Source organism: Marinobacter sp., from assembly GCF_052091845.1.
Lineage (GTDB): Bacteria > Pseudomonadota > Gammaproteobacteria > Pseudomonadales > Oleiphilaceae > Marinobacter.
This window is the reverse complement of the sequence record NZ_JBQDCO010000015.1, coordinates 1-19,690: the sequence shown is the minus strand read 5'-3', so window position 1 is coordinate 19,690 and position 19,690 is coordinate 1. Positions and strand designations below refer to the sequence as shown.

At 51.8% G+C, this 19,690-nt stretch carries 22 protein-coding genes and 1 tRNA gene; 12 read left to right on the top strand and 11 right to left on the bottom strand.

What is annotated here, in order from left to right; translation table 11 throughout:
• Positions 1 to 173 precede the first annotated feature (173 nt).
• A complete protein-coding gene (locus ACTHYN_RS06875; RefSeq protein ID WP_441811730.1) occupies positions 174 to 743 on the top strand; it encodes a hypothetical protein in 570 nt (189 codons plus the stop codon).
• Between the two features lie 6 nt (positions 744 to 749).
• Here the strand turns inward: ACTHYN_RS06875 and ACTHYN_RS06870 are convergent, their stop codons facing one another.
• The gene (locus ACTHYN_RS06870; RefSeq protein WP_441811760.1) at positions 750 to 1,052 is read right to left on the bottom strand and encodes a hypothetical protein; all 303 of its coding nucleotides are present in this window, start codon (positions 1,050 to 1,052) and stop codon (positions 750 to 752) included.
• Positions 1,053 to 1,154: 102 nt separating this feature from the next.
• A complete protein-coding gene (locus ACTHYN_RS06865; protein ID WP_441811729.1) occupies positions 1,155 to 1,619 on the bottom strand; it encodes a hypothetical protein in 465 nt (154 codons plus the stop codon).
• Positions 1,620 to 1,765: 146 nt separating this feature from the next.
• Here ACTHYN_RS06865 and ACTHYN_RS06860 point away from each other — a divergent pair, with 146 nt between their 5' ends.
• The 3 genes from ACTHYN_RS06860 to ACTHYN_RS06850 are packed head-to-tail and all read left to right on the top strand — an operon-like array spanning position 1,766 to position 3,970.
• Positions 1,766 to 2,686: an ABC transporter ATP-binding protein gene (locus ACTHYN_RS06860; RefSeq protein ID WP_441811728.1), complete on the top strand. Its 921-nt coding sequence runs from the start codon at positions 1,766 to 1,768 to the stop codon at positions 2,684 to 2,686.
• 25 nt (positions 2,687 to 2,711) lie between these two features.
• Positions 2,712 to 3,473, top strand: coding sequence for an ABC transporter permease (locus tag ACTHYN_RS06855; protein ID WP_441811727.1), 762 nt, complete (start codon positions 2,712 to 2,714; stop codon positions 3,471 to 3,473).
• On the top strand, positions 3,473 to 3,970 hold the full coding sequence (locus ACTHYN_RS06850; RefSeq protein ID WP_441811726.1) for a DUF192 domain-containing protein: 498 nt from the start codon (positions 3,473 to 3,475) through the stop codon (positions 3,968 to 3,970). Before ACTHYN_RS06855 ends, ACTHYN_RS06850 begins: the two co-directional genes overlap by 1 nt.
• On the opposite strand, the gene ACTHYN_RS06845 is transcribed toward ACTHYN_RS06850, so the two are convergent.
• Positions 3,967 to 4,749, bottom strand: coding sequence for an enoyl-CoA hydratase (locus ACTHYN_RS06845; RefSeq protein ID WP_441811725.1), 783 nt, complete (start codon positions 4,747 to 4,749; stop codon positions 3,967 to 3,969). The two genes, ACTHYN_RS06850 and ACTHYN_RS06845, sit on opposite strands and share 4 nt — an antisense overlap.
• A gap of 172 nt (positions 4,750 to 4,921) precedes the next feature.
• Between ACTHYN_RS06845 and ACTHYN_RS06840 the strand changes: the two genes are divergently transcribed.
• Positions 4,922 to 5,044: a hypothetical protein gene (locus tag ACTHYN_RS06840; protein ID WP_441811724.1), complete on the top strand. Its 123-nt coding sequence runs from the start codon at positions 4,922 to 4,924 to the stop codon at positions 5,042 to 5,044.
• Between the two features lie 168 nt (positions 5,045 to 5,212).
• Here the strand turns inward: ACTHYN_RS06840 and ACTHYN_RS06835 are convergent, their stop codons facing one another.
• The 4 genes from ACTHYN_RS06835 to ACTHYN_RS06820 form a co-directional block, all read right to left on the bottom strand.
• Entirely contained in the window at positions 5,213 to 6,250 is a 1,038-nt protein-coding gene (locus tag ACTHYN_RS06835) for a hypothetical protein (RefSeq protein ID WP_441811723.1), read from the bottom strand.
• Complete coding sequence (locus tag ACTHYN_RS06830) at positions 6,216 to 6,965, bottom strand: hypothetical protein (RefSeq protein WP_441811722.1); 750 nt, start codon at positions 6,963 to 6,965, stop codon at positions 6,216 to 6,218. Before ACTHYN_RS06830 ends, ACTHYN_RS06835 begins: the two co-directional genes overlap by 35 nt.
• 466 nt (positions 6,966 to 7,431) lie before the next feature.
• A tRNA-Leu gene (locus tag ACTHYN_RS06825) sits at positions 7,432 to 7,519 on the bottom strand.
• A gap of 120 nt (positions 7,520 to 7,639) precedes the next feature.
• On the bottom strand, positions 7,640 to 8,260 hold the full coding sequence (locus tag ACTHYN_RS06820; protein ID WP_441811721.1) for a class I SAM-dependent methyltransferase: 621 nt from the start codon (positions 8,258 to 8,260) through the stop codon (positions 7,640 to 7,642).
• Positions 8,261 to 8,444: 184 nt separating this feature from the next.
• On the opposite strand from ACTHYN_RS06820, the gene ACTHYN_RS06815 reads away from it, so the two are divergent.
• From ACTHYN_RS06815 to cydC, 4 genes are read left to right on the top strand one after another with little or no spacing between them, the layout of a single operon-like run.
• The gene (locus ACTHYN_RS06815; protein ID WP_441811720.1) at positions 8,445 to 9,872 is read left to right on the top strand and encodes a cytochrome ubiquinol oxidase subunit I; all 1,428 of its coding nucleotides are present in this window, start codon (positions 8,445 to 8,447) and stop codon (positions 9,870 to 9,872) included.
• Positions 9,873 to 9,874: 2 nt separating this feature from the next.
• Positions 9,875 to 10,876, top strand: a complete 1,002-nt coding sequence (gene cydB, locus ACTHYN_RS06810; RefSeq protein ID WP_441811719.1) for a cytochrome d ubiquinol oxidase subunit II — start codon at positions 9,875 to 9,877, stop codon at positions 10,874 to 10,876.
• Entirely contained in the window at positions 10,877 to 12,580 is a 1,704-nt protein-coding gene (gene cydD / locus ACTHYN_RS06805) for a thiol reductant ABC exporter subunit CydD (protein ID WP_441811718.1), read from the top strand.
• Positions 12,573 to 14,189 (top strand): thiol reductant ABC exporter subunit CydC, encoded by a 1,617-nt coding sequence (gene cydC / locus ACTHYN_RS06800; RefSeq protein WP_441811717.1) that lies wholly within the window; start codon positions 12,573 to 12,575, stop codon positions 14,187 to 14,189. Before cydD ends, cydC begins: the two co-directional genes overlap by 8 nt.
• A gap of 8 nt (positions 14,190 to 14,197) precedes the next feature.
• Here the strand turns inward: cydC and ACTHYN_RS06795 are convergent, their stop codons facing one another.
• Positions 14,198 to 15,439, bottom strand: coding sequence for a saccharopine dehydrogenase family protein (locus tag ACTHYN_RS06795; protein ID WP_441811716.1), 1,242 nt, complete (start codon positions 15,437 to 15,439; stop codon positions 14,198 to 14,200).
• A 155-nt stretch (positions 15,440 to 15,594) separates the two neighbouring features.
• Between ACTHYN_RS06795 and ACTHYN_RS06790 the strand changes: the two genes are divergently transcribed.
• Positions 15,595 to 15,936 carry a hypothetical protein gene (locus tag ACTHYN_RS06790; protein ID WP_441811715.1) on the top strand — a complete coding sequence of 114 codons (342 nt, stop codon included), beginning with the start codon at positions 15,595 to 15,597 and terminating at the stop codon, positions 15,934 to 15,936.
• 114 nt (positions 15,937 to 16,050) lie between these two features.
• Positions 16,051 to 16,428 carry a hypothetical protein gene (locus tag ACTHYN_RS06785; protein WP_441811714.1) on the top strand — a complete coding sequence of 126 codons (378 nt, stop codon included), beginning with the start codon at positions 16,051 to 16,053 and terminating at the stop codon, positions 16,426 to 16,428.
• Between the two features lie 13 nt (positions 16,429 to 16,441).
• Here the strand turns inward: ACTHYN_RS06785 and ACTHYN_RS06780 are convergent, their stop codons facing one another.
• From ACTHYN_RS06780 to ACTHYN_RS06770, 3 genes are all read right to left on the bottom strand, one after another.
• Positions 16,442 to 17,284: a putative RNA methyltransferase gene (locus ACTHYN_RS06780; protein ID WP_441811713.1), complete on the bottom strand. Its 843-nt coding sequence runs from the start codon at positions 17,282 to 17,284 to the stop codon at positions 16,442 to 16,444.
• 107 nt (positions 17,285 to 17,391) lie between these two features.
• Positions 17,392 to 18,333, bottom strand: a complete 942-nt coding sequence (locus ACTHYN_RS06775) for an electron transfer flavoprotein subunit alpha/FixB family protein (protein ID WP_441811712.1) — start codon at positions 18,331 to 18,333, stop codon at positions 17,392 to 17,394.
• Positions 18,334 to 19,083: an electron transfer flavoprotein subunit beta/FixA family protein gene (locus tag ACTHYN_RS06770; protein WP_441811711.1), complete on the bottom strand. Its 750-nt coding sequence runs from the start codon at positions 19,081 to 19,083 to the stop codon at positions 18,334 to 18,336.
• 530 nt (positions 19,084 to 19,613) lie between these two features.
• Between ACTHYN_RS06770 and ACTHYN_RS06765 the strand changes: the two genes are divergently transcribed.
• A partial coding sequence (locus ACTHYN_RS06765; RefSeq protein ID WP_441811759.1) for a hypothetical protein occupies positions 19,614 to 19,690 on the top strand: 77 nt, incomplete at its 3' end.

Genomic DNA, 19,690 nt, shown 5'->3' with positions numbered 1-19,690 from the left:
GTTCCTTTTAAGGACATTAAATCCATCACGCGCTCATTATCCTCTGCGATGTTGATCACAGATTCTACCATTAGGGTGAGTTTAGAGGCGTTTTAGCGAAGAGCTTGCGGCAATCGGGAGATACAATCCGTTACACTGTTGACATATTTTGTAATGTTAAGGCGGCTTTACTCATGGTCAATGGATTTGTTGCGTTCACCCAAGCCGGGCTGCTGGTTTTGCTTGCGGCCCTGGCGTGGCGAATGTTGATGCTGTCGCGCTCCGAGCCTTTACTGGCCGACAGCAGACACCAATCAGGGCTGGAAACACATACGGAGAAACCGGCACTGAGAAAGCAGAAAGGCCCAACTTCCACGGATCGTACAGAGTTGTTGTCTCACCTGCACATTCTCGCGGGGCTTCAGGAGCGGGATTGTCGAATCAGCGGGTTAGAGCTTAGCCAGGCACCGGGACCAGTTCGGGCTTACGCTGCAGCTTGGTTGTACGGGGCAGCTTGCGCTTTATGCTGGCAATCAGAGCGGCACAGCGATGCACTTGCAGGCTTGGTAGCACAAATTGCTAATCGAAAAACGGGAATTCCACAGGTTGAAGCCGTGCAGACCATCGCAACGCTCACCTCGTGTGGAGTATTGTTAGCCTGCTTTCGCGCTGGGCTAGAAGGCGCAGAGCATTGGTACAGCCATCAATATGTGCAGCCAGCAAGCAGCCTTTATGGCGCCATTACCGCAAATGCCCTGATTTAACAGGTCTTAATTTTTTCCAGGTTGCGCCAATACCCAATTTTTCCCCAGCTGAACCGGTTCTGTCTGGTCTGGCTTGTTTGTCGGCACTCCAGAAATCGCCGGGCGGGTGAACGCGTCATTGTCTGTAGGCTCCATGGAATCAACATCCACCGAGAGAACCAAATAGCTGGCACCATCCCGCTCCACCCTGGTCCGAGGAGCAAGACCGAAAACAAAACGACAATAGTCTAGCTTCAGCTGCGTTAAATCCTGCTCCGCTTTGCGAATCTTCCGCACCAGTACTTTTTGAACACTTTCACCGTATTCCATCACGATTTTCTCTGCAGTTAACCCGGATTCAGGCGCAATTTTACACTTTTTTGCGATTTTGTCAGCAGGGATGCTGATGGCAAAAACCCCTCCTGTCAGGTTTTAATGCATCTCAGCCTGAAACACCAACTTCAACGGGGCTGGTTCAGCAAGCGGCTGCTGCCCTTCTTGCAGATCTACGCGCCAAACCATCTCCGAGCCAGTGGTGCAAAGAGGCGCGTTGAAAAAGGCAGAGTATTTTCCCTCCCCATCTTGCCGGAGTGGTATTGGGTATTCCCCCATATACATGGATTCGCCCCGCAAAACGCCCAGGAAGCGCTCTGGTTGTATGGGCGAGTGAACCGTAAGCTGGTACTCGGCATCAAGTTCATGGTTGTCCAGAACGGTCAGGTCTACCTGCCAATGCCCGGCTTTGGTGTCCCACTCACACGGCCCTGCCAACAGATCGCAATCAGGCTTGTCTGTACCTGCAAGGTGATCGTCGCCAAGTTGCAGCCAGCGGAAGCCAAGCATGGCCGCAGTTATCAGGGCCAAAATGAAACCCACCACCACAATTATTCGTACCATACCCAATCCCGATTGAAACCCTTATTGAAACCAGGGAAACATTATGAACACTAATGACTTTCAGGCAAGGATTTCTAAACCGGCGCCAGACATGAGAAAATGCTGCGCTTTCAATTCTGATCCATCTTCAGTTACAGGACACACCCGTGCAGCCGGATATTTCCGTTAAAAACCTCAACAAGGTATATGAGGGCGGTTTTCAGGCCCTGAAAGACATTAACCTGGACATAAACAAGGGCGAAATTTTTGCCCTGCTTGGCCCCAATGGGGCAGGTAAAACCACAATGATCAGCATCATTTGCGGGCTTGCCAACATGTCTTCCGGCGAGGTTAAAGCCGGCGGCTACGACATTGTGAAAGATTACCGGAAAGCCCGGCAATCCATTGGCCTGGTACCGCAAGAGCTGAGTACTGACTCCTTCGAAACTGTGTGGGATGCAGTGTCTTTCAGCCGTGGTTTGTTCGGTAAAGCCCCCAACCCTGCACACATAGAAAGAGTACTGAAAGACTTGTCGCTATGGGATAAACGCAATAATCGCATTATGACTCTTTCCGGCGGCATGAAGCGGCGATTGATGATTGCCAAGGCATTGTCTCACGAGCCAAGGATATTGTTTCTCGATGAGCCCACCGCTGGTGTAGACGTGGAGCTACGCAGAGACATGTGGGAGATGGTTCGTAAACTTCGGCAAAACGAAGTGACCATTATTCTGACGACCCATTACATCGAAGAAGCTGAGGAGATGGCCGATCGCATCGGGGTTATCCGCCAGGGCGAGATAATTCTGGTGGAAGAAAAAAGCCGGCTAATGAGCAAGTTGGGCAAAAAAGAACTCCGCCTTCAACTTCAGAACCCGCTCGAAACGGTACCCGGTGAACTGACTCTGGAGCCGGTAGAGCTTTCAGAAGATGGCTATGAGCTGATATACACCTTCGATTCCAAGCAGGAGCAAAAGGGTGTGGCGAGATTGCTGCGAATCCTCGGCGATATCGGGATTGATTACCGCGATCTACGCACCCGGGAAAGCTCTCTGGAAGAAATTTTTGTTGGCCTGGTGCATGAATAAGCCTGCGGGCTAACTGGAGAAAGGCATGAATTTTTACGGCGTTAAAGCCATCTATAACTTTGAAATGTCCCGCATGAGGCGCACCTTGATGCAAAGTGTGCTCTCCCCGGTGATTTCTACCTGTCTGTATTTCGTTGTTTTCGGATCGGCTATTGGCTCCCGCATGGGGAATATTGACAACATTGAGTATGGTGCTTACATCATTCCCGGGCTGGTAATGCTGTCATTACTTATGCAGAGCATATCCAATGCCTCATTTGGTATTTACATGCCAAAATTCTCAGGCACGATCTACGAGGTGCTGTCTGCGCCCGTTTCCTATGTTGAGGTAGTGCTGGGTTATGTAGGGGCTGCGGCCACCAAATCGACAATACTCGGCCTGATTATACTGGCCACCGCCAGACTGTTTGTAGACTACAGCGTGCTGCACCCACTGTGGATGCTCTCTTTCCTCGTGCTAACAGCCGTTACCTTCAGCCTGTTCGGGTTTATTATCGGAATATGGGCCGATGGCTTCGAAAAACTTCAAATTGTACCCTTGATGATCGTAACCCCCCTGACCTTTCTTGGTGGCACCTTCTACTCCATCGATATGCTCCCGGAAATCTGGCAGACCATCAGTCTATTCAACCCGGTGGTGTACCTGATCAGCGGCTTTCGATGGGCATTCTATGGCGTCTCCGACGTGCATATAGGAGTCAGCGTGGGCATGACCCTGCTCTTCCTCACGGCTTGCATGGCGGGGATCTGGTGGATATTTCGCACTGGCTACCGGCTACGCCCCTGATGCGAAACCAATGCGCCCTGCTCTGCTTTGTTGGCATGTTGGCAAGCTGCTCGTCCGGTTCAGGGGCGGTAGAGCCTTCTGCCGGCTTGCCGGTTATTGCGGGTTGTTTCGTAACAGACGCCAGCACAATCAATATCAGCCTTGAACTGGCGCAAGCACCGCATGAGCGCCGAAAAGGCTTAATGGGTAGAGAGTTCCTGGCCGCCACCTCGGGCATGCTGTTTCAGTACCAAAAACAGCAACGCCCGAGCCATGGTTTTTGGATGTACCAAACCTTCATTCCTTTGGATATTGCGTATCTGGATGGTAATGGCGTAATCGGAAATATTCGCCAGATGGCGCCATGCGAATCATCCAGTGGTGCAAACTGCCCCAGCTACCCAGCCGGGGTTGAGTTTATAACCGCCGTAGAAATGAACACCGGTTTTTTTGAGGCGAATGGTATCAGTGTGGGAGACCGCCTCAACCTGGGCAAGACGAACTGCCAAGGCTCTTAGCTGTCTTTCCACTGTGGCTGGCGCTTATCCAGAAACGCACAGATACCCTCCCGCGCGTCGTCTGATTGCAGGTTGCTTGCCATAACCTCAGCAGTATAGTCATAAGCCTGCGCAAGAGGCATCTCCGCCTGCCGGTAAAAAGCGCCCTTGCCTATCTTCAGGGTGTGCCCGGATTTACCGGCAATCGTACCAGCCATGGTGTATACGGCTTCATCCAGAAACGACTCATCCACTACCCGATTAACCAGACCAAGTTGCTCTGCCCGAGCTGCGCTGATCATCTCGCCCGTGAGCAGCATTTCCATCGCATGCTTGCGAGACAGGTTACGGGACAACGCCACCATGGGCGTTGAACAAAACAACCCAATATTTACGCCGGGCGTGGCAAAACGCGCGGAATCTGCAGCCACTGCCAAATCACAACTGGCCACTAATTGGCACCCCGCCGCTGTCGCTACACCAGCCACTCGCGCAATCACTGGCTTTGGCAGGTTCACAACCTGCTGCATAACCTCACTGCACCGCTGAAACAAGGCCAGCTGAAATTCATGGCTGTCGAGCTGATCGCGTATCTCCCTGAGATCGTGTCCGGCACAAAAAACCTTGCCGGCGGCGGCAATAACCACAACGCGAGTCGCCTCGTGATCTGCAAGATCATGAAGAGCTTCGGAAAGGGCTTCCAGCATGCCCATGGAAAGGCTGTTGCGTCGCTCGGGCTGGTTCAGGGTGAGTGTGGTAATGCCGTCTTCGTTGGTTTCTCGTGTCAGCAAGCTGGCCATGATTAACTACCTCATTCGGGGAATGCCATGTAACTGTACGCAGTCAGTATCGAACAGGAAACCTGAGCTGTCGAAGCGACCTTTGTAGAACTCAGCCAGCCGGGTTGTTATAACCGTGCCGTACCCATAGGCTCTGTACTGGAACAGATACACTCAAATGCAGGAGAAACCAATGTTCAAGTCGAATATACTCAAAGCACTGGTTGCCATCGCCATTATTGCAGGTGGGGTTTATGTGATCATGATCGACGAGCCTGCCGTGCCTACAGGGGATATTAATCGGATTCAGCCGTGATCGGATCAGGGTTGTGCGAAAAATGTGAAGGTGAACAGCTATCTAAGAAAATATTTTGATAGCTGGAGAGAAGATTTGTATTGCTCGGAGAGGCTTGTCAGGCCTCTCTTTTCTGAAGTTACGAGCAACTGAAAAATACAACCCCCCAGTTACAGAAAGCGCTGGAGATTATGACTTCTTACTTTCGAACCGCCAGGCCACCGTGCCATTCTGGCTGTAAAACAGCATTTTCTTGCCATCTTCAGTCGGAATATATGCCCCCAGACCGGAATAGTCACCATTCCTTTCTTTAGCAGAAGTGTCCATGGAGGAAACTTCGTCACACGTCTCGGCTTTGTAGGTTATTTCAAAAACATTGACGGTTTTATCGGGTATGGTGACATTGCCATTGAAAACACAGCCTCTGTCGCCGCCAGTGACTTCGCCTGCTGGATCTATGTTAATCCATAATGTTTTATCTGAATCGTCGGCGCCATTGTAAGTTCCTGATAATTCGTTAAGAGTTAACCCCAAGTCGCTAACTTTATCTTTTCGCCCAAGAGCGCCACTTACTCTCAAATCAGATTTTGATGCCGTCAACTCCGCTTTTCTCGAAGACTTAACAACTCCGGACACTGTCCCGCGGAGCGGTTCTGAAGAGTTGTTCAATGTGTACTCTACGATTGGCCCTGAAAATTTGCCTGAGCCCGAGTACTCCAGAGGGCCAAACGCAGCACGACCTAGAGCAGAGACGAATTGACCTGACGGACTAATGAGACTGATGCCTTCCTTAGTCTTTCCGTTCGAAAATTTCCGGCCAATATCATAAACGCCTGGCTTTAGCTTGGTGACGGTACTACCCCCATCACTTGAACCGCCAGAGCCACCGCCGCCGCCACACGCACCAAGTGCAAGCGCAGAAAATACCACTAAAAACCCAGCTTGGGTTTTATTTACTACCTTTAGCATTACAACACCTCTTTGAAATCGTCTATGCGCATAAAGTATATCATATCGGCCCTTTTTCCACGTTACAAAACTTAACTTTTTTGTAACTAAAAAATACATATCGCGTAAATCGCCACAAGTAGCGAGAAAGAAAATGTCCAGGCGGAGTGTATCAGTGAGTTCAGGAGAGTTTGGCTCATGACGGGTGTAAAGCTTTGTGTAAGCGGATTTTCTTCTAGTCGGGTCACTTAGACCCGATAAAAAAAGCGCCAACCTCACCGTTCGCGCCGGCGAACTGAATTTCTGACAATTCTGGATCGTAAGCACCCAAGCCCGAGTACTGTCCGTTACGTTGGGCGTCAGAGCAATTGGCCGCACTGTATGAAACTTCGTAAACATTAAAACGAGCGTCAGGGATGGCCACGCTTCCGTTAAATACGCAGCCTGTCTCGTCACTTCCAGTAATCGTACCATCAACTGAAATTGTTACTGATGTCGTATACACGCCGGGGACCGTCATTGTATAAATTCCCGACAACTCGGATAGTGCAATGCCAAGGTCGCTGTACTGGTCATCTCTTTCTAACGTCGAATTTGATTCGTACCCTGGTGCGCTAGCTTTGATGGTCGCCTTACTTGTTGACAGCGCCTCACCCGTTATAGTCCCTCTCTGCGTTTGCCATAGGCCATCAAAGTAGAAATCTGTACCACTTCCTGAGATCGAACCGTTGCTTTGAGATTTAAGATTACCAATGGTTATATCATCGAAATCAACCATAACCACGAAGTCGCCTGATGGGGCAAGCAACGTAGCAGCCTCTGCTGAGCTTCCATCCGCGAAAGAAATCTCAGTGGCGTAGCCACCTGGTAGCAATTCAGCCGACGTTTCATCAGAGGATGAACTCCCTCCTCCACCGCCACACGCAGCCAATAAAAACGATCCAATAAAAATGGGGGCGGATTTAAGCGAGCCAAGCCGTGTCCATGTATACATCTACTACTCCTGCTGTGTGTTTTAGCTTCCCGCTAAAAGATCGAGGGCGCTGCATATTCGGAATACAGTCCATGAACCGCAATCGAGTGCGAATCATAGACTGTACTTAATATTTTGCATGCATTGAATCAGGAGGGTGTTACGACTTGTGAGGAAACAAAAAAACATTGTTAAACAGGACGCTAAATAGTCATCGCTCGACTAAAGAGACTTTATGTCAAATTGAAAGGTTGCACGGAATTGAGAGCGTTTTGAACTTCTACATAGCGCAATAGCTTTTGCCATTATATGGAAAAGTTACGAGTCAGAGAGTCTACATACCTGCGGCTACAGCGAAGATTGTAGTCAGTCCACTGAACGAACAAAGTATCTTACCAGACGGCACAACACTCGAACTTGAACCTCCACATTAGGTCTACGCGAATTTTCGGGCGTGGGCGAGTAAATTTAAAAATACTGACTTTAATGGTGCTCCGGGCCGGAATCGAACCGGCACGATCCTACGGATCGAGAGATTTTAAGTCTCTTGTGTCTACCTATTCCACCACCGGAGCATTCGGGGGAGGTTTGAAGGCCGAAGATTGTATAAGGCCTTAAAGCATAACGCAATTCAAAACGCTGCGAGTTTCGAGATTGGCAGGGTTTCGCCGAATCGGCCGGTGGGCTCCGCCTGGCTACCTCTTCCGGGCGATCCCTTTGTATATGTAGCCGGCTATTTTCGGTGCCTTCGGGATGTGGAAATTCTCCAGTTCCTCAATCTCAAATCCGGCATAGCGGATCATGTCTGCAATGTGCCGGTTAAGGTTGCAGCCACCCGCAATTTTTTTCCAGCCGGGGTTCACCCGGTGCTGCCACTTGCGTGTGTTTTCTTGCGCTGACTCGCCGTGCTCCAGGAACAGCAGTTTACCCCCGGGCTTCAGTACACGCTTCATTTGCAGGAGCGCGGCGTGCCCGTCGGAAATGGTGCACAGAGTAAATGTGAGCAGCACAGTATCGACACTGCTATCTGCAAGTGGGATTTTCTCCCCCGGCATCCCCAACCATTCAACTCGAACCGGTGAACGTTTCAGGTTAGGCTGTGCCTTACGGCGCATACCTTCAGAAGGCTCCAGACCATAAACCACCTCGACGGTCTGTGGGTTATAGAATTCCAGATTAATAGCCGATCCCATGCCTACTTCCAACACCTTGCCTTCAGCGAGCGGAACAACCTGGTTGCGTAATGTCATAACCTGGCCTAGTGAGCAGGCACGGTCTATGATGTGGGGCAATATTCGTTCATCGTAAAAGCTCATACTTTTTACCATAATTGTTTTTTATCAATGGGTGTGGCGTTCCACTCTATTGGATTTGCTACCATGCTCAGTAGTATTCTCCATTTGCCGGTAATAACAATGAAACAACACAGGCTATGGCAGTGGCTGAGCGGGCGCCCAAGGCGTCGGTTTATTGTGACGTTAACATTACCGGGAGCTTCCCATGGATCTAGACCCTCTTATCCTGTCGCGAATGCAGTTCGCTTTTGTCGTGTCATTTCACGCCATCTTTCCGGTGTTCACCATCGGCCTTGCCTCATTTATAGCGCTCCTCGAAGGGCTTTCGTACAAAACCAAAAATCCGGTATGGATCAAACTTTCGGCATTCTGGACTAAGGTTTTCGCGGTCGTTTTCGGGATGGGTGTGGTCTCCGGTATTGTGATGTCGTTTCAGTTCGGAACCAACTGGAGCAACTTCGCCCAGGCCTCTGCCAACTTTTTGGGCCCCATGCTTAGCTACGAGGTTATCACGGCATTCTTCCTCGAGGCGGCGTTCCTCGGGGTGCTGCTGTTTGGGCGGGATCGCGTGCCTACAGGTGTTCATCTGTTTGCAGCGATCATGGTCGCAACCGGCACCCTTATATCTTCGTTCTGGATTCTCTCTGCGAATAGCTGGATGCACACGCCTGCGGGTACCGAATTGCGGGATGGCGTGTTCTATGTAACCTCCTGGAGCGAGGCTATTTTCAATCCGTCATTCCAGTACCGCTTTGCCCATATGGTTATTGCGTCTTTTCTTACCGGTGGCTTCGTAGTGGCCGGCGTCAGTGCGTGGTATCTGCTGAAAGGCCGCGAGGTTGAAGTCAACCGCAAGGCGCTTTCCATGTGTCTTTGGATGCTGCTTATTATTGCCCCTACACAAGCGGTTGTTGGTGATTTTCACGGGCTCAATACCCTTGAGCACCAGCCCATGAAGGTGGCCGCAATGGAGGGCCATTGGGAAACCTCCAAAAGCGTACCGCTGTTGCTGTTCGCCATTCCGGATCAGGAAAACCAGACTAACCGTTTTGAACTGGGTATACCCAGCCTGGCCAGCCTGATTCTGACCCACGATATGGACGGTGAAATTCTCGGCTTGAACGAAGTCGCACCGGAGGAGCAGCCACCAGTGGCCATTGTATTCTGGTCGTTCCGTATTATGGTCGGCCTTGGCTTTTTGATGATTCTGTTTGCGGTTACCGGGCTTATTCTTCGTAGAGGTAATCGCTTCTGGCGCACAGGCTGGTTTCTTCAGGGCCTGCGCTTTATGAGTGTTACTCCTTTTATTGCGGTAACCGCTGGCTGGTTTGTCACAGAAGTGGGCCGCGCGCCCTGGCTGGTGTACGGCATGATGACTCAATCAGAAGCTGTAACGCCCTCACTGACAGGCGGCATGGCACTGTTCACGCTGATTGGCTATGTGGTGGTCTACTCACTGGTGTTCTCTGCAGGGGTGTATTACCTCTTGCGTGTTCTGTATGAAGGTATGGAAAGCAGTGATAACGAACCCGAAGGTCAAGCGGATCGTCCCAAACGGCCCATGTCTGCCGCGCATACCTCCTTTGAGTTCCACGATCCCGATAAGAAGCCAGCCAACCAGGGAGGCCACTGATTATGGAATTGGTTGATCTTACGTTAATTTGGGCATTTATCATCGGTTTTGGCGTCATCATGTATGTACTGATGGACGGTTTCGATCTGGGGGTGGGCATTCTGTTCCCGTTTGCCCCTTCGGAGGAAGATCGCGATACCATGATGAACTCGGTTGCCCCGGTGTGGGATGGCAACGAAACCTGGCTGGTGCTGGGTGGTGCGGGGCTTTTGGGTGCTTTCCCGCTGGTTTACAGCATTCTGCTGCCGGCGTTGTATATTGGCGTATTCCTGATGTTGTCTGGCCTGATATTTCGGGGTATCGCGTTCGAGTTTCGGTTTAAGGCACGAACCTCCCGCTACCTTTGGAACTGGGCCTTTGCCGGGGGGTCTACCCTGGCCGCATTCGCTCAGGGCATTGTGGTTGGCACCTACATTCAGGGGTACGAAACCGCAAATGGTGTGTTTGTAGGCGGTGCACTGGATTGGCTTACGCCCTTTACCGTGTTGACTGGTCTGGGGCTGCTTGCCGGCTACGCACTACTTGGCTCTACCTGGTTGATCATGAAAACCGAAGGTCGCCTGCAAGAGTGGGCTTACAGGATTTCCCTGCCCCTGCTAGCTACGGTGCTGGTGGTGTTCGGTATTATCAGCGTTTGGACTCCGTTCATTGACGATATGGTTCGCGACCGCTGGTTCAGCAACTTGAGTATTATCTGGGTGCTGCCTGCGCTGACTCTATTGTGTGCGTTCCAGATTTTCCGCTCTGTTCGTCATCGCTTTGAGGGTATGCCTTTCGTGGCGACGATGGGACTGTTTATAACGGCCTATCTGGGATTGATCGTGAGCCGTTGGCCATACCTGGTGCCACCTGATTACACCCTTTGGGATGCAGCATCAGCCTACAACTCACAGCTGTTCCTGTTGCTAGGCCTGCTGGTAGTGATTCCGTTTGTGTTGGTATACACAGCCTGGACCTATTGGGTATTCCGCGGCAAGGTGCGAGCCGGCGAGGGTTATCATTAAGTGAGAGCGCCTGCACCTGACTCACGCGCCGTCAGGCGCTGGCTTTCAGGGCTTACCAGCAGCAACCGTAGCTGGCTCCACGGCACCGTTGCTGCTGGAACCCTGGCTGGCGTTGCGACCATTGTTCAGATGGTTTTTCTGGCGCGCATTGTTCACCTTGGTGTGATTGAGCAAGCACCCGCCCGGATGCTTGCGCCGCTATTTTTGGGGCTTATTCTGGCTATGGTCTTCCGGGCCATGGCTCAGGGAGTTCAATCTCACCTGGCAGCAAAGTGCAGCGAACAAGTGCGCCGTAAGGTCCGGCGGCAAATTCATCAGCACTGGCGCCACAGCGGCCCTCTGGTCTTGAGGCAAAGCTCTGCGGGCAGTCTGGCGCGGGAATGGATTGACCACGTAGACGCGCTGCACGGGTACTTCGCCCGCTTCGTTCCCCAGATAACCCTGTCGCTTTTGGTTCCATTGATTATTCTGGTGTTTGTGCTCTACCTGGACTGGCTTGCGGGCATATTCCTGGTTCTTTCGGCGCCATTAATCCCACTTTTTATGGCCCTTGTGGGTATGGGTGCGGAGAAACTGAACCAGCAACACTTTGAAATAATCAGCCGCTTGTCAGGCCAGTTCCTCGATAAGGTTCGAGGATTAACGACGCTACAACTGTTCGGTCAGACCAGCAGTGCGGCTGATTTACTACAGCAACGATCGGATCAGTATCGCAGGATTACCCTGAAGACTCTCCGCGTTGCATTTTTATCATCGGCGGTGCTGGAGTTTTTCGCATCCGTGGCAATAGCCGTGATCGCCATATATATCGGTTTCGGACTTCTGGGCTACATAAGTTACGGGCCATCTTCCGAGCTAACGCTTTTTTCGGGCTTGTTGATCCTGCTGCTTGCGCCTGAGTTCTTTCAGCCCCTGCGCACGCTTTCCCAACACTACCATGATCGCGCAGCGGCACTGGGTGCAGGCGCAGAGATTCTGGCCCGGCTTGAAAGTACTGATTCGGCCAGCGTTGTGGTGGAACATTGTTCTGATGAGGCGCAAATACGTGGGTCAGTCGCAAACAATGATGCCATTGAGCTGAGAGACGTATCGCTGGCATTCCGGCAAGGCCACCAGATACTCAATAATGTTTCTCTTACCTTAAATAGGGGTGATGCTATTGCCCTGACCGGCCCTACTGGTGGCGGGAAATCTACGTTATTGCACCTTCTGGCGGGCTTTTTAGCGCCAGACAGTGGCGACATAAACCTGTTTGGCGAGCCTGCCGGCAGCTTTGCTTTCGGCTGGCTGGGCCAAAGCGGATTTCTTGTGCAGGGCACCTGGGCAGACAATCTACGGCTGACCAGCCCGGAAGCCTCCGATATTGCAATCGACACCGCGTTGCGGAATGTTGGCCTTGGGCCACTGCTGGATAGCCGGGAAAGCGGCATTTTCAGCAAGGTTTCCGAGGATGGCCAGGGATTGTCCGGCGGTCAGGCCAGGCGACTGAGTTTAGCCAGAACTTTCGTTGCAGATTACGACCTGATCCTGCTGGACGAGCCCACGGCCGGCCTGGACACTGACAGCGAAATCTTTGTTCTGGAAGCCATGCACAAGCTTTCTTTGGCGGGCAAGACACTGGTCTTTTCCACTCATCATCAGGCTCTTCTGGCTCTTGCGAACCGGGTATTGCGGGTTTCGGATGGGGAGGTGAAGGATGTCTGAGCTGACACCCTGGCTAAAGCTTATCTGCGCCCGCCCGGGGCGGCTTTTGATTGGTGCCTTGCTGATGCTGGCAGCCCTGTTGTCCGGGCTTGGCTTGCTTGCACTCTCTGGCTGGTTTATTACCGAGACAGCACTGGTGGGTGTGCTTCTGGCAGCCAGCTTACCGGCCACTATTAATCTGTATGTGCCCGGCGGCGGCATCCGTTTTTTTGCGGTGTCGCGTACTGTTTCCCGTTATGTCGAGCGGCTGTACAACCACGATACAGTATTGCGGTTGCTCACAGATATTCGCGTGGCGCTGTTTCGCAGCCTGGCGTCTGCCGGCCGGGGTCAAAGACATGAACTGACGGGCGCTCAGTGGCTTTCACGGCTGACCAGTGATGTGGATGCGCTGGATACTTTGTATCTTCGCCTGATTGCACCGGCTGCACTGGCGGCTTTCGTGACGTTACTGGTGTGTGTGCTTACGGCATTGATTTTCAACCTACAGATCGCAGCCGGCTTAGCGGTGATACTCGGGGCTGCCTTTTTGCTCGCAACCCTCGCGACCTATGCACGCACGGTGAAAATCGCATTCCGGCAAAACGATCGGCAGGAATCCCTGCGTACGTTGGTGATCGAACACCTGGAAGGCTTTGCGGAGCTCACCGCAGCCGATCGCGCGGGCAAACACGGCGCATGGCTAATGCGCCAGGCACAGCAGATATCATCGAAACACGTACAAACGGATTCTCGTATTGGCTGGCACCAAGCCATCTCTCACCTATTGATCAACCTGTCTGCCGTATTTGCGCTCTGGGCCGGCTTTGAGTTGTTCCGAAGTGAAGCTATTTCCGGACCCATTCTGGTTCTACTGCCAATAGCCCTGCTTGGGCTGGCAGAAGCATACAGCGTGCTAGCCGATGCTTTCGGCAAGCTGGGGGCGACTCAGGCCTCTGCAACACGCCTTAACCGTGACTGCCAGGGCAGCGCCCCTGAAGTGGGTTCACGGGTGGCCAACCTACCAGCAAACACTGCCCTGGTAGCTGAGAACTTAACCGTAAAATACCCCCTGCACGCACCGCTGTTGATGCACTTTAGTTTGCAGGTAAACACCGGTGAGCGAGTGGGTATTCTGGGCCGGTCCGGAAGTGGAAAATCGTCTCTGGCAGATGCATTTTCAGGGCTGCTGGAGCCTGCGAGTGGCACCTGCACAAGCCTTTCATGTGCTTACCTTACCCAGTCCACAGTATTGTTTGAAGATACTCTGAGAGCAAACCTGTTGCTGGGATCCCCCGGTGCTAAAGAGGCCGAGCTATGGCGTGTTTTGGAGCTGGTAGAACTGGCTGACCGATTCGATTCAGAGCCGGATCCGCTAAATACCTGGCTGGGAAGCTCAGGTAGCCGACTATCCGGTGGCGAAGCTCGGCGTGTTGCCCTTGCCCGGGTACTTTTAAGCCCCGCGCCTTTAATAATACTGGATGAACCCTTTACCGGCGTGGATGCCGATACACGACAGAGGATTAGCCATCGGCTGGATACCTGGCTGGAGGGCAAAACGGTGATTAGCCTGGCACACGGGCCAGATGCCCTTACGAGCACCGACCGTGTGATTCAACTTGAAACCTGAATAACGTTTTAGCGGGTTTCGACCACCTCGAACGTCAGGCCGGCTTTGCTGGTCAGGCGCTCCAGCAGTTTGCCGTTAAGCACAGACGCCGGCGTCCAGAAGCCGCCCGGGTGATTTGTTGGCACATCAAATGCCAGGCACATGCCTGCTTCACCCAACATTTTGCTGGTCGACCCGTAGCCTGGATCGGCATCGCCAGTCACTTTTGTGATCATGGTTTTGCCGTTTTGTGTACGCCCCACAAAGCGCAGATCATAGAACCCTGCCTTTTGAGCGTCTGGCGCTGGGCCCTCTCCTGGCTGAGGTACAAACTTTTCAACCAGCCAACGCGTCGGCTTGATGGCAGATGCGGTAAAGAAACCAGCCAGGGCTGCCGTAATACCATAGGCTGTGAGGCGCCCTTTGGTACCACTACCGGCCATCATCGCTTCATCGTATGTGAATTCCTGGCCATAACGAGCGTCTTGCATCGCGTTGGAGCGGTGCACCACCCGAGTGTTAATGGCGCCCATCACAAACGGTGCTAACCACACGTTGAATGTTCTGTCGAATTCCGCGCCCTTCAGGCTAGGCTGGCGCACTTTTGAACGGTGTTCCGGCGGGCAGATCGAGAAGGGATTGGCCATGGATTTTCGCAGCTTGGGGTCGGCTGCTGCCTCTTTGGCTATGTTAATCATTGAGGCAACTGTGCCACCAGAAAGACCGCCTTTGGCAACCTTCACACGCATGCGCACGTCTTGGCAAACCTCACCGAAGGTTTTTTCTGCCTGTTGCTGCAGGTACCAAACGCCCATGTCTGATGGAATAGAATCGAATCCGCAGCAATGCACAATGCGCGCACCAGAGGCTTTGGCCTGCTCTTCATACCGCTCCACCATACGCCCGATCCACTGAACTTCACCGGTCAAATCACAGTAGTCGGTGCCGGTTGTAACACAGGCTTTTACAAGTGGCTCACCATACAACGCGTAAGGGCCCACCGTAGAAATAACGGTACCGGTTTGTTCGCACATTGCTGTTAAGGCCTGATCATCTGTGGCATCCGCAATGATTACCGGCAATTCACTTGCGGTAGACCCCAGGTCAGACTTCAGCGAATTGAGTTTGGATTCTGAGCGACCGGCAATCGCCCACTTTACCTCACCCGTCAAACCGTAGGATTCAAACACATAACGTGTGAGTATCTGGCCAACGAAGCTCGTGGCCCCGAAAATAATCAGGTCATATGCAGTTTCTGTTGAGTTAGTCATTGTTATCCTTTAGTCAAAAAACTTATGTTAGCAGTTTTAAGCCTGTGCTCTAACCTCACAGTGACACCAGCCTGCCCGTCGTCTGGGCCAATCGCACAACCTGCGCGGTAAGGCACACTGCTGAATACTGATTAGATGAATTTCGGAGATATCCATTGATCATTTTCCTGCTGTTTTTTAGCCTGCTTCTGGCTATTTTTAGCGTTTTTTTGTGCTGGCAAGTGTTGGAGCAGCGTAAGATCATTGCGCAAATGATGGCCCAGGTCGTGGAACAGGACACCACAGCCAGCCTCGAGAAGGAACCGGACATGCTTCTTACGCTGAAGATCCTTCATCCAATTGCTGTCGCAAAACGGGAATCCCGCTCTGCCAGAGTGATGGCAGACAAACTCCCGGTGATGGTGCGTAAAATGGTCTACCAGAGCGTCATGAAAGAGTTAAAAGAAGAGCTTGCAGAACGGGAAATTGATGTAGAGATGCACATTGAGTATCGCTAAAAGGGTCGCACCGTGATTATTCAAACTGTCCTGACAACTCTCTTGCTAGTCATTGCATTCGGCAGCCTGCTATACGCATTTGGCCAGTTGCAGCGCTGTAGAAGGCTCATGCGAATGCTGAATTCGCACCATATTATCGCCAACAGTGCTGTTCAGGCGCGCCGCATGGATCTTTATGAGGTGCGAAACCGCGCCAAGCTACTTGAAGACACTGTCTCTGGCAGCGCCAGTGCGGTGGAGAAAATGCACAGGGCTATTTCTGATACTACGTTTAGTCTTGTTGATCGTTTTTCGAAGGATGATGAATTCCGGCAAAGCGCCCGCAACGCTCGAAAATCCCACGATAAAGCCAGCAAACAGGTCTATCACACTGTACGCACTACCAATAAAGCGATTCACATATTGGCAGACACATTGTTTATCACCAAGGCAGAAAAAAAGGTGATATTGAGAAAAGACACGCCTGAACACCCGCCGAAAAAGGATCTGTAGCCAGGAGGGCCAACTAGTCTTTTTTGATACGCTTAATAGTTGCTTCTACCGTCACGCTAAGGGATTCAAGCGCCGCTACGCGGGCCAAGCCTTCTGAGCTGGCCCTGTATAGGTGCGGGGTCATGGCCAGTAAATTATCGATGGCGCCTTTATCAGGCAGGTTCAGGGTATAGCAAACAGCAGACGTTTCCAGGTTTGTGAATCCTTTGGGCGCGACGTCCTGCCCTTGTTTAGGTTCTTTTAATTCCGGATAGATAATTTCGCGCAATTCTTTCAGGTGGTTTTTTCCGGCATCTATCTGGACAACCTCGCCACCAGGCTTTAGCACCCGAGCAAATTCCGGGTACACGGGAAAACCAAACAGACACAGTATTCGATCCAGTGTTCCCGGCAGTATGGGCAGGTTGGCATTACTTCCTACAATCCAGGATGGTTTTTTATCCTGTTTGGCGGCAGATAATACCGCCCACTTGGATATATCCAGCCCCACCAGGGCAAGGTTAGTCGCTTTTGGCGCACGATCAGCGAGATGGCGCAGGTAATAGCCATCTCCACATCCCGCATCCAGACAATTCATGGCCGACTCATTAAAACCCTCAGGGAATACAGCCTGGCTGAGTGCGTCTGCAATAGGCTGGTAGAATCCGCCGCATAGAAAGTCACGGCGTGCTGCGACCATCTCTTTATTATCGCCCGGATCCCTGGAGCGCTTGTTCTGCACGGGCAACAGGTGAATATAGCCTTGGCGGGCAATATCAAAACTATGACCAGCACTGCATTGCCAGCTATTGCCATTTTTTTGTAGCGCGGAACTGTCGAGTGGACAAGCAAGAGCTTCAAACGGGCTGATCGTCATGGAGGTATGTCCGCAGTAGGAGGCTGGTTACGATTATAGATTCATAGTTTATGACCCTGAAACAAAAAAGACACCCGAAGGTGTCTTTTTTGAAGTCTGAGAGAAAGTTACAGAACCTTCTTCAGCTCTTCCTCAAGTTGCGGCACTGCTTCAAACAGATCCGCTACCAGGCCGTAATCGGCAACCTGGAAAATCGGCGCTTCTTCATCCTTGTTGATCGCAACGATCACTTTGGAATCAGACATACCGGCCAGGTGCTGAATGGCACCGGAAATACCAACCGCTACGTAAAGCTGCGGAGCAACAATTTTACCGGTTTGACCTACCTGCATGTCGTTCGGCACAAAACCGGCGTCGACAGCTGCACGGGAAGCACCCATACCGGCGCCAAGTAGGTCAGCAACCTGCTCAAGCATTTTGAAGTTTTCGCCATTCTGCATGCCACGGCCACCGGAAATAACAATACCGGCACTGGCCAGATCAGGACGATCAGATTCAGCTTTCTTCTCACTAACAAACGCAGAAAGACCCGCGTCTTTTACCAGATCGAGCTGTTCAACCGAGGCAGAGCCACCTTCCGCAGCAACCGGGTCAAAACCTGTTGGACGAACGGTTATAACTTTGATGCTGTCGCTGGATTTTACCGTTGCAATAGCGTTACCGGCGTAAATCGGACGAACAAAGGTGTCTTCAGACTCAACGCGCACGATGTCAGATACCTGAGCAACGTCCAGAAGTGCTGCGACGCGCGGCATGAAGTCTTTACCTGTTGTGCCGGCAGCAGCCACGATGTGGCTATAGTCCTTACCTAGCTCGGCAACCAGATTACCGAGGTTTTCGCCCAGGAAATGGCCATAAATCGCGTTGTCGGCAACCAGTACTTTTGCAACACCGTCAGCCTTTGCTGCAGCTTCTGCAACGGCACCACAGTTTTCACCGGCAACCAACACATCAATATCGCTACCCATGGCCTTGGCAGCGGCTACAACGCTGAGAGTAGCCTGCTTAAGGCTGCTGTTGTCGTGTTCAGCAATAACAAGGATGCTCATTTAGATCACCTTCGCTTCGTTCTTCAGTTTATCGACCAGCTCGGCAACGTCTTCCACTTTAACACCTGCCTGACGACCAGCCGGTGCTTCAACCTTCAAGGTTGACAGGCGTGGCGCAAGATCAACACCAAGATCAGCTGGGCTCATAGCATCGAGCGGCTTCTTTTTGGCTTTCATGATATTTGGCAGAGACGCATAGCGCGGCTCGTTCAGGCGTAAATCTGTGGTTACTACCGCTGGCAAGTTCAGGGAAACGGTCATAAGACCACCGTCTACTTCACGGGTAACGTTCACTTTATCGCCTTCAACAACCACTTCAGAAGCAAAGGTGCCTTGCCCCATGCCAGTCAGTGCAGCAAGCATCTGGCCGGTCTGGTTGTTATCAGTATCAATGGACTGTTTACCAAGAACGACAAGCTTCGGCTCTTCTTTTTCAACAACGGCTTTAAGCAACTTGGCCGCTTCAAGAGACTGAACTTCCTCATCAGTTTCAACGTGGATACCACGGTCAGCACCCAGCGCCAGAGCAGTACGAATTTGCTCCTGGCAGGCCTTTGGACCAATGGAAACCACTACGATTTCGCTCGCAACACCCTTTTCTTTAAGACGAACCGCCTCTTCAACAGCGATTTCGCAAAACGGGTTCATTGCCATTTTAACGTTAGCAAGGTCAACACCAGTGTTGTCCGGCTTAACGCGTACCTTTACGTTGTAGTCGATTACTCGTTTTACAGCGACCAGAACCTTCATAGATTCCTCGTTCTTCTACGATGGGTTAATGACTCTCAATCAAAAACACTCTAAGACAGGCCCGGGCTGGGCGGGTTACAGAGCATTCTTGATTGCTTCGTGTCGGCGCAGGAACCCGGTTACGGGTATACGGACCGAACGTTACAAACAGCGGCCTCTACAAGGGGCCGTCCGTCACGGCGAACTAATACTGAAGGCAAAGATAAAATGGGTCAATAGTCCAATAAGACGCCACACACCTGCTCTCCGGGCCAATCAGCATGCACTGCACTGACTGTCAGCAACGATTATACGCCGAAAAAACCGGCTTGGCCCAACCAATCACAGTACAAATCTACCATGCCAAAGCTCTGGGCGAAATTCAAACAATCGTTTGTTTGATTCTTCAAATGCGCTATCCTCCGAATATATAAAATCAGAGTATTAGGCTATGAGTAGTCGTCTGGTAGCCGTTTAAAAGGTATGATGGCGCTCAAGAAATTAAAGCTTTCGGGCATATAATATTCATCAAGATGTGTGAGGAGACCAACGTGGAACGCGAATCGATGGAATTTGATGTTCTTATCGTCGGCGGCGGCCCTGCTGGCCTGTCGGCAGCTTGCCGTGT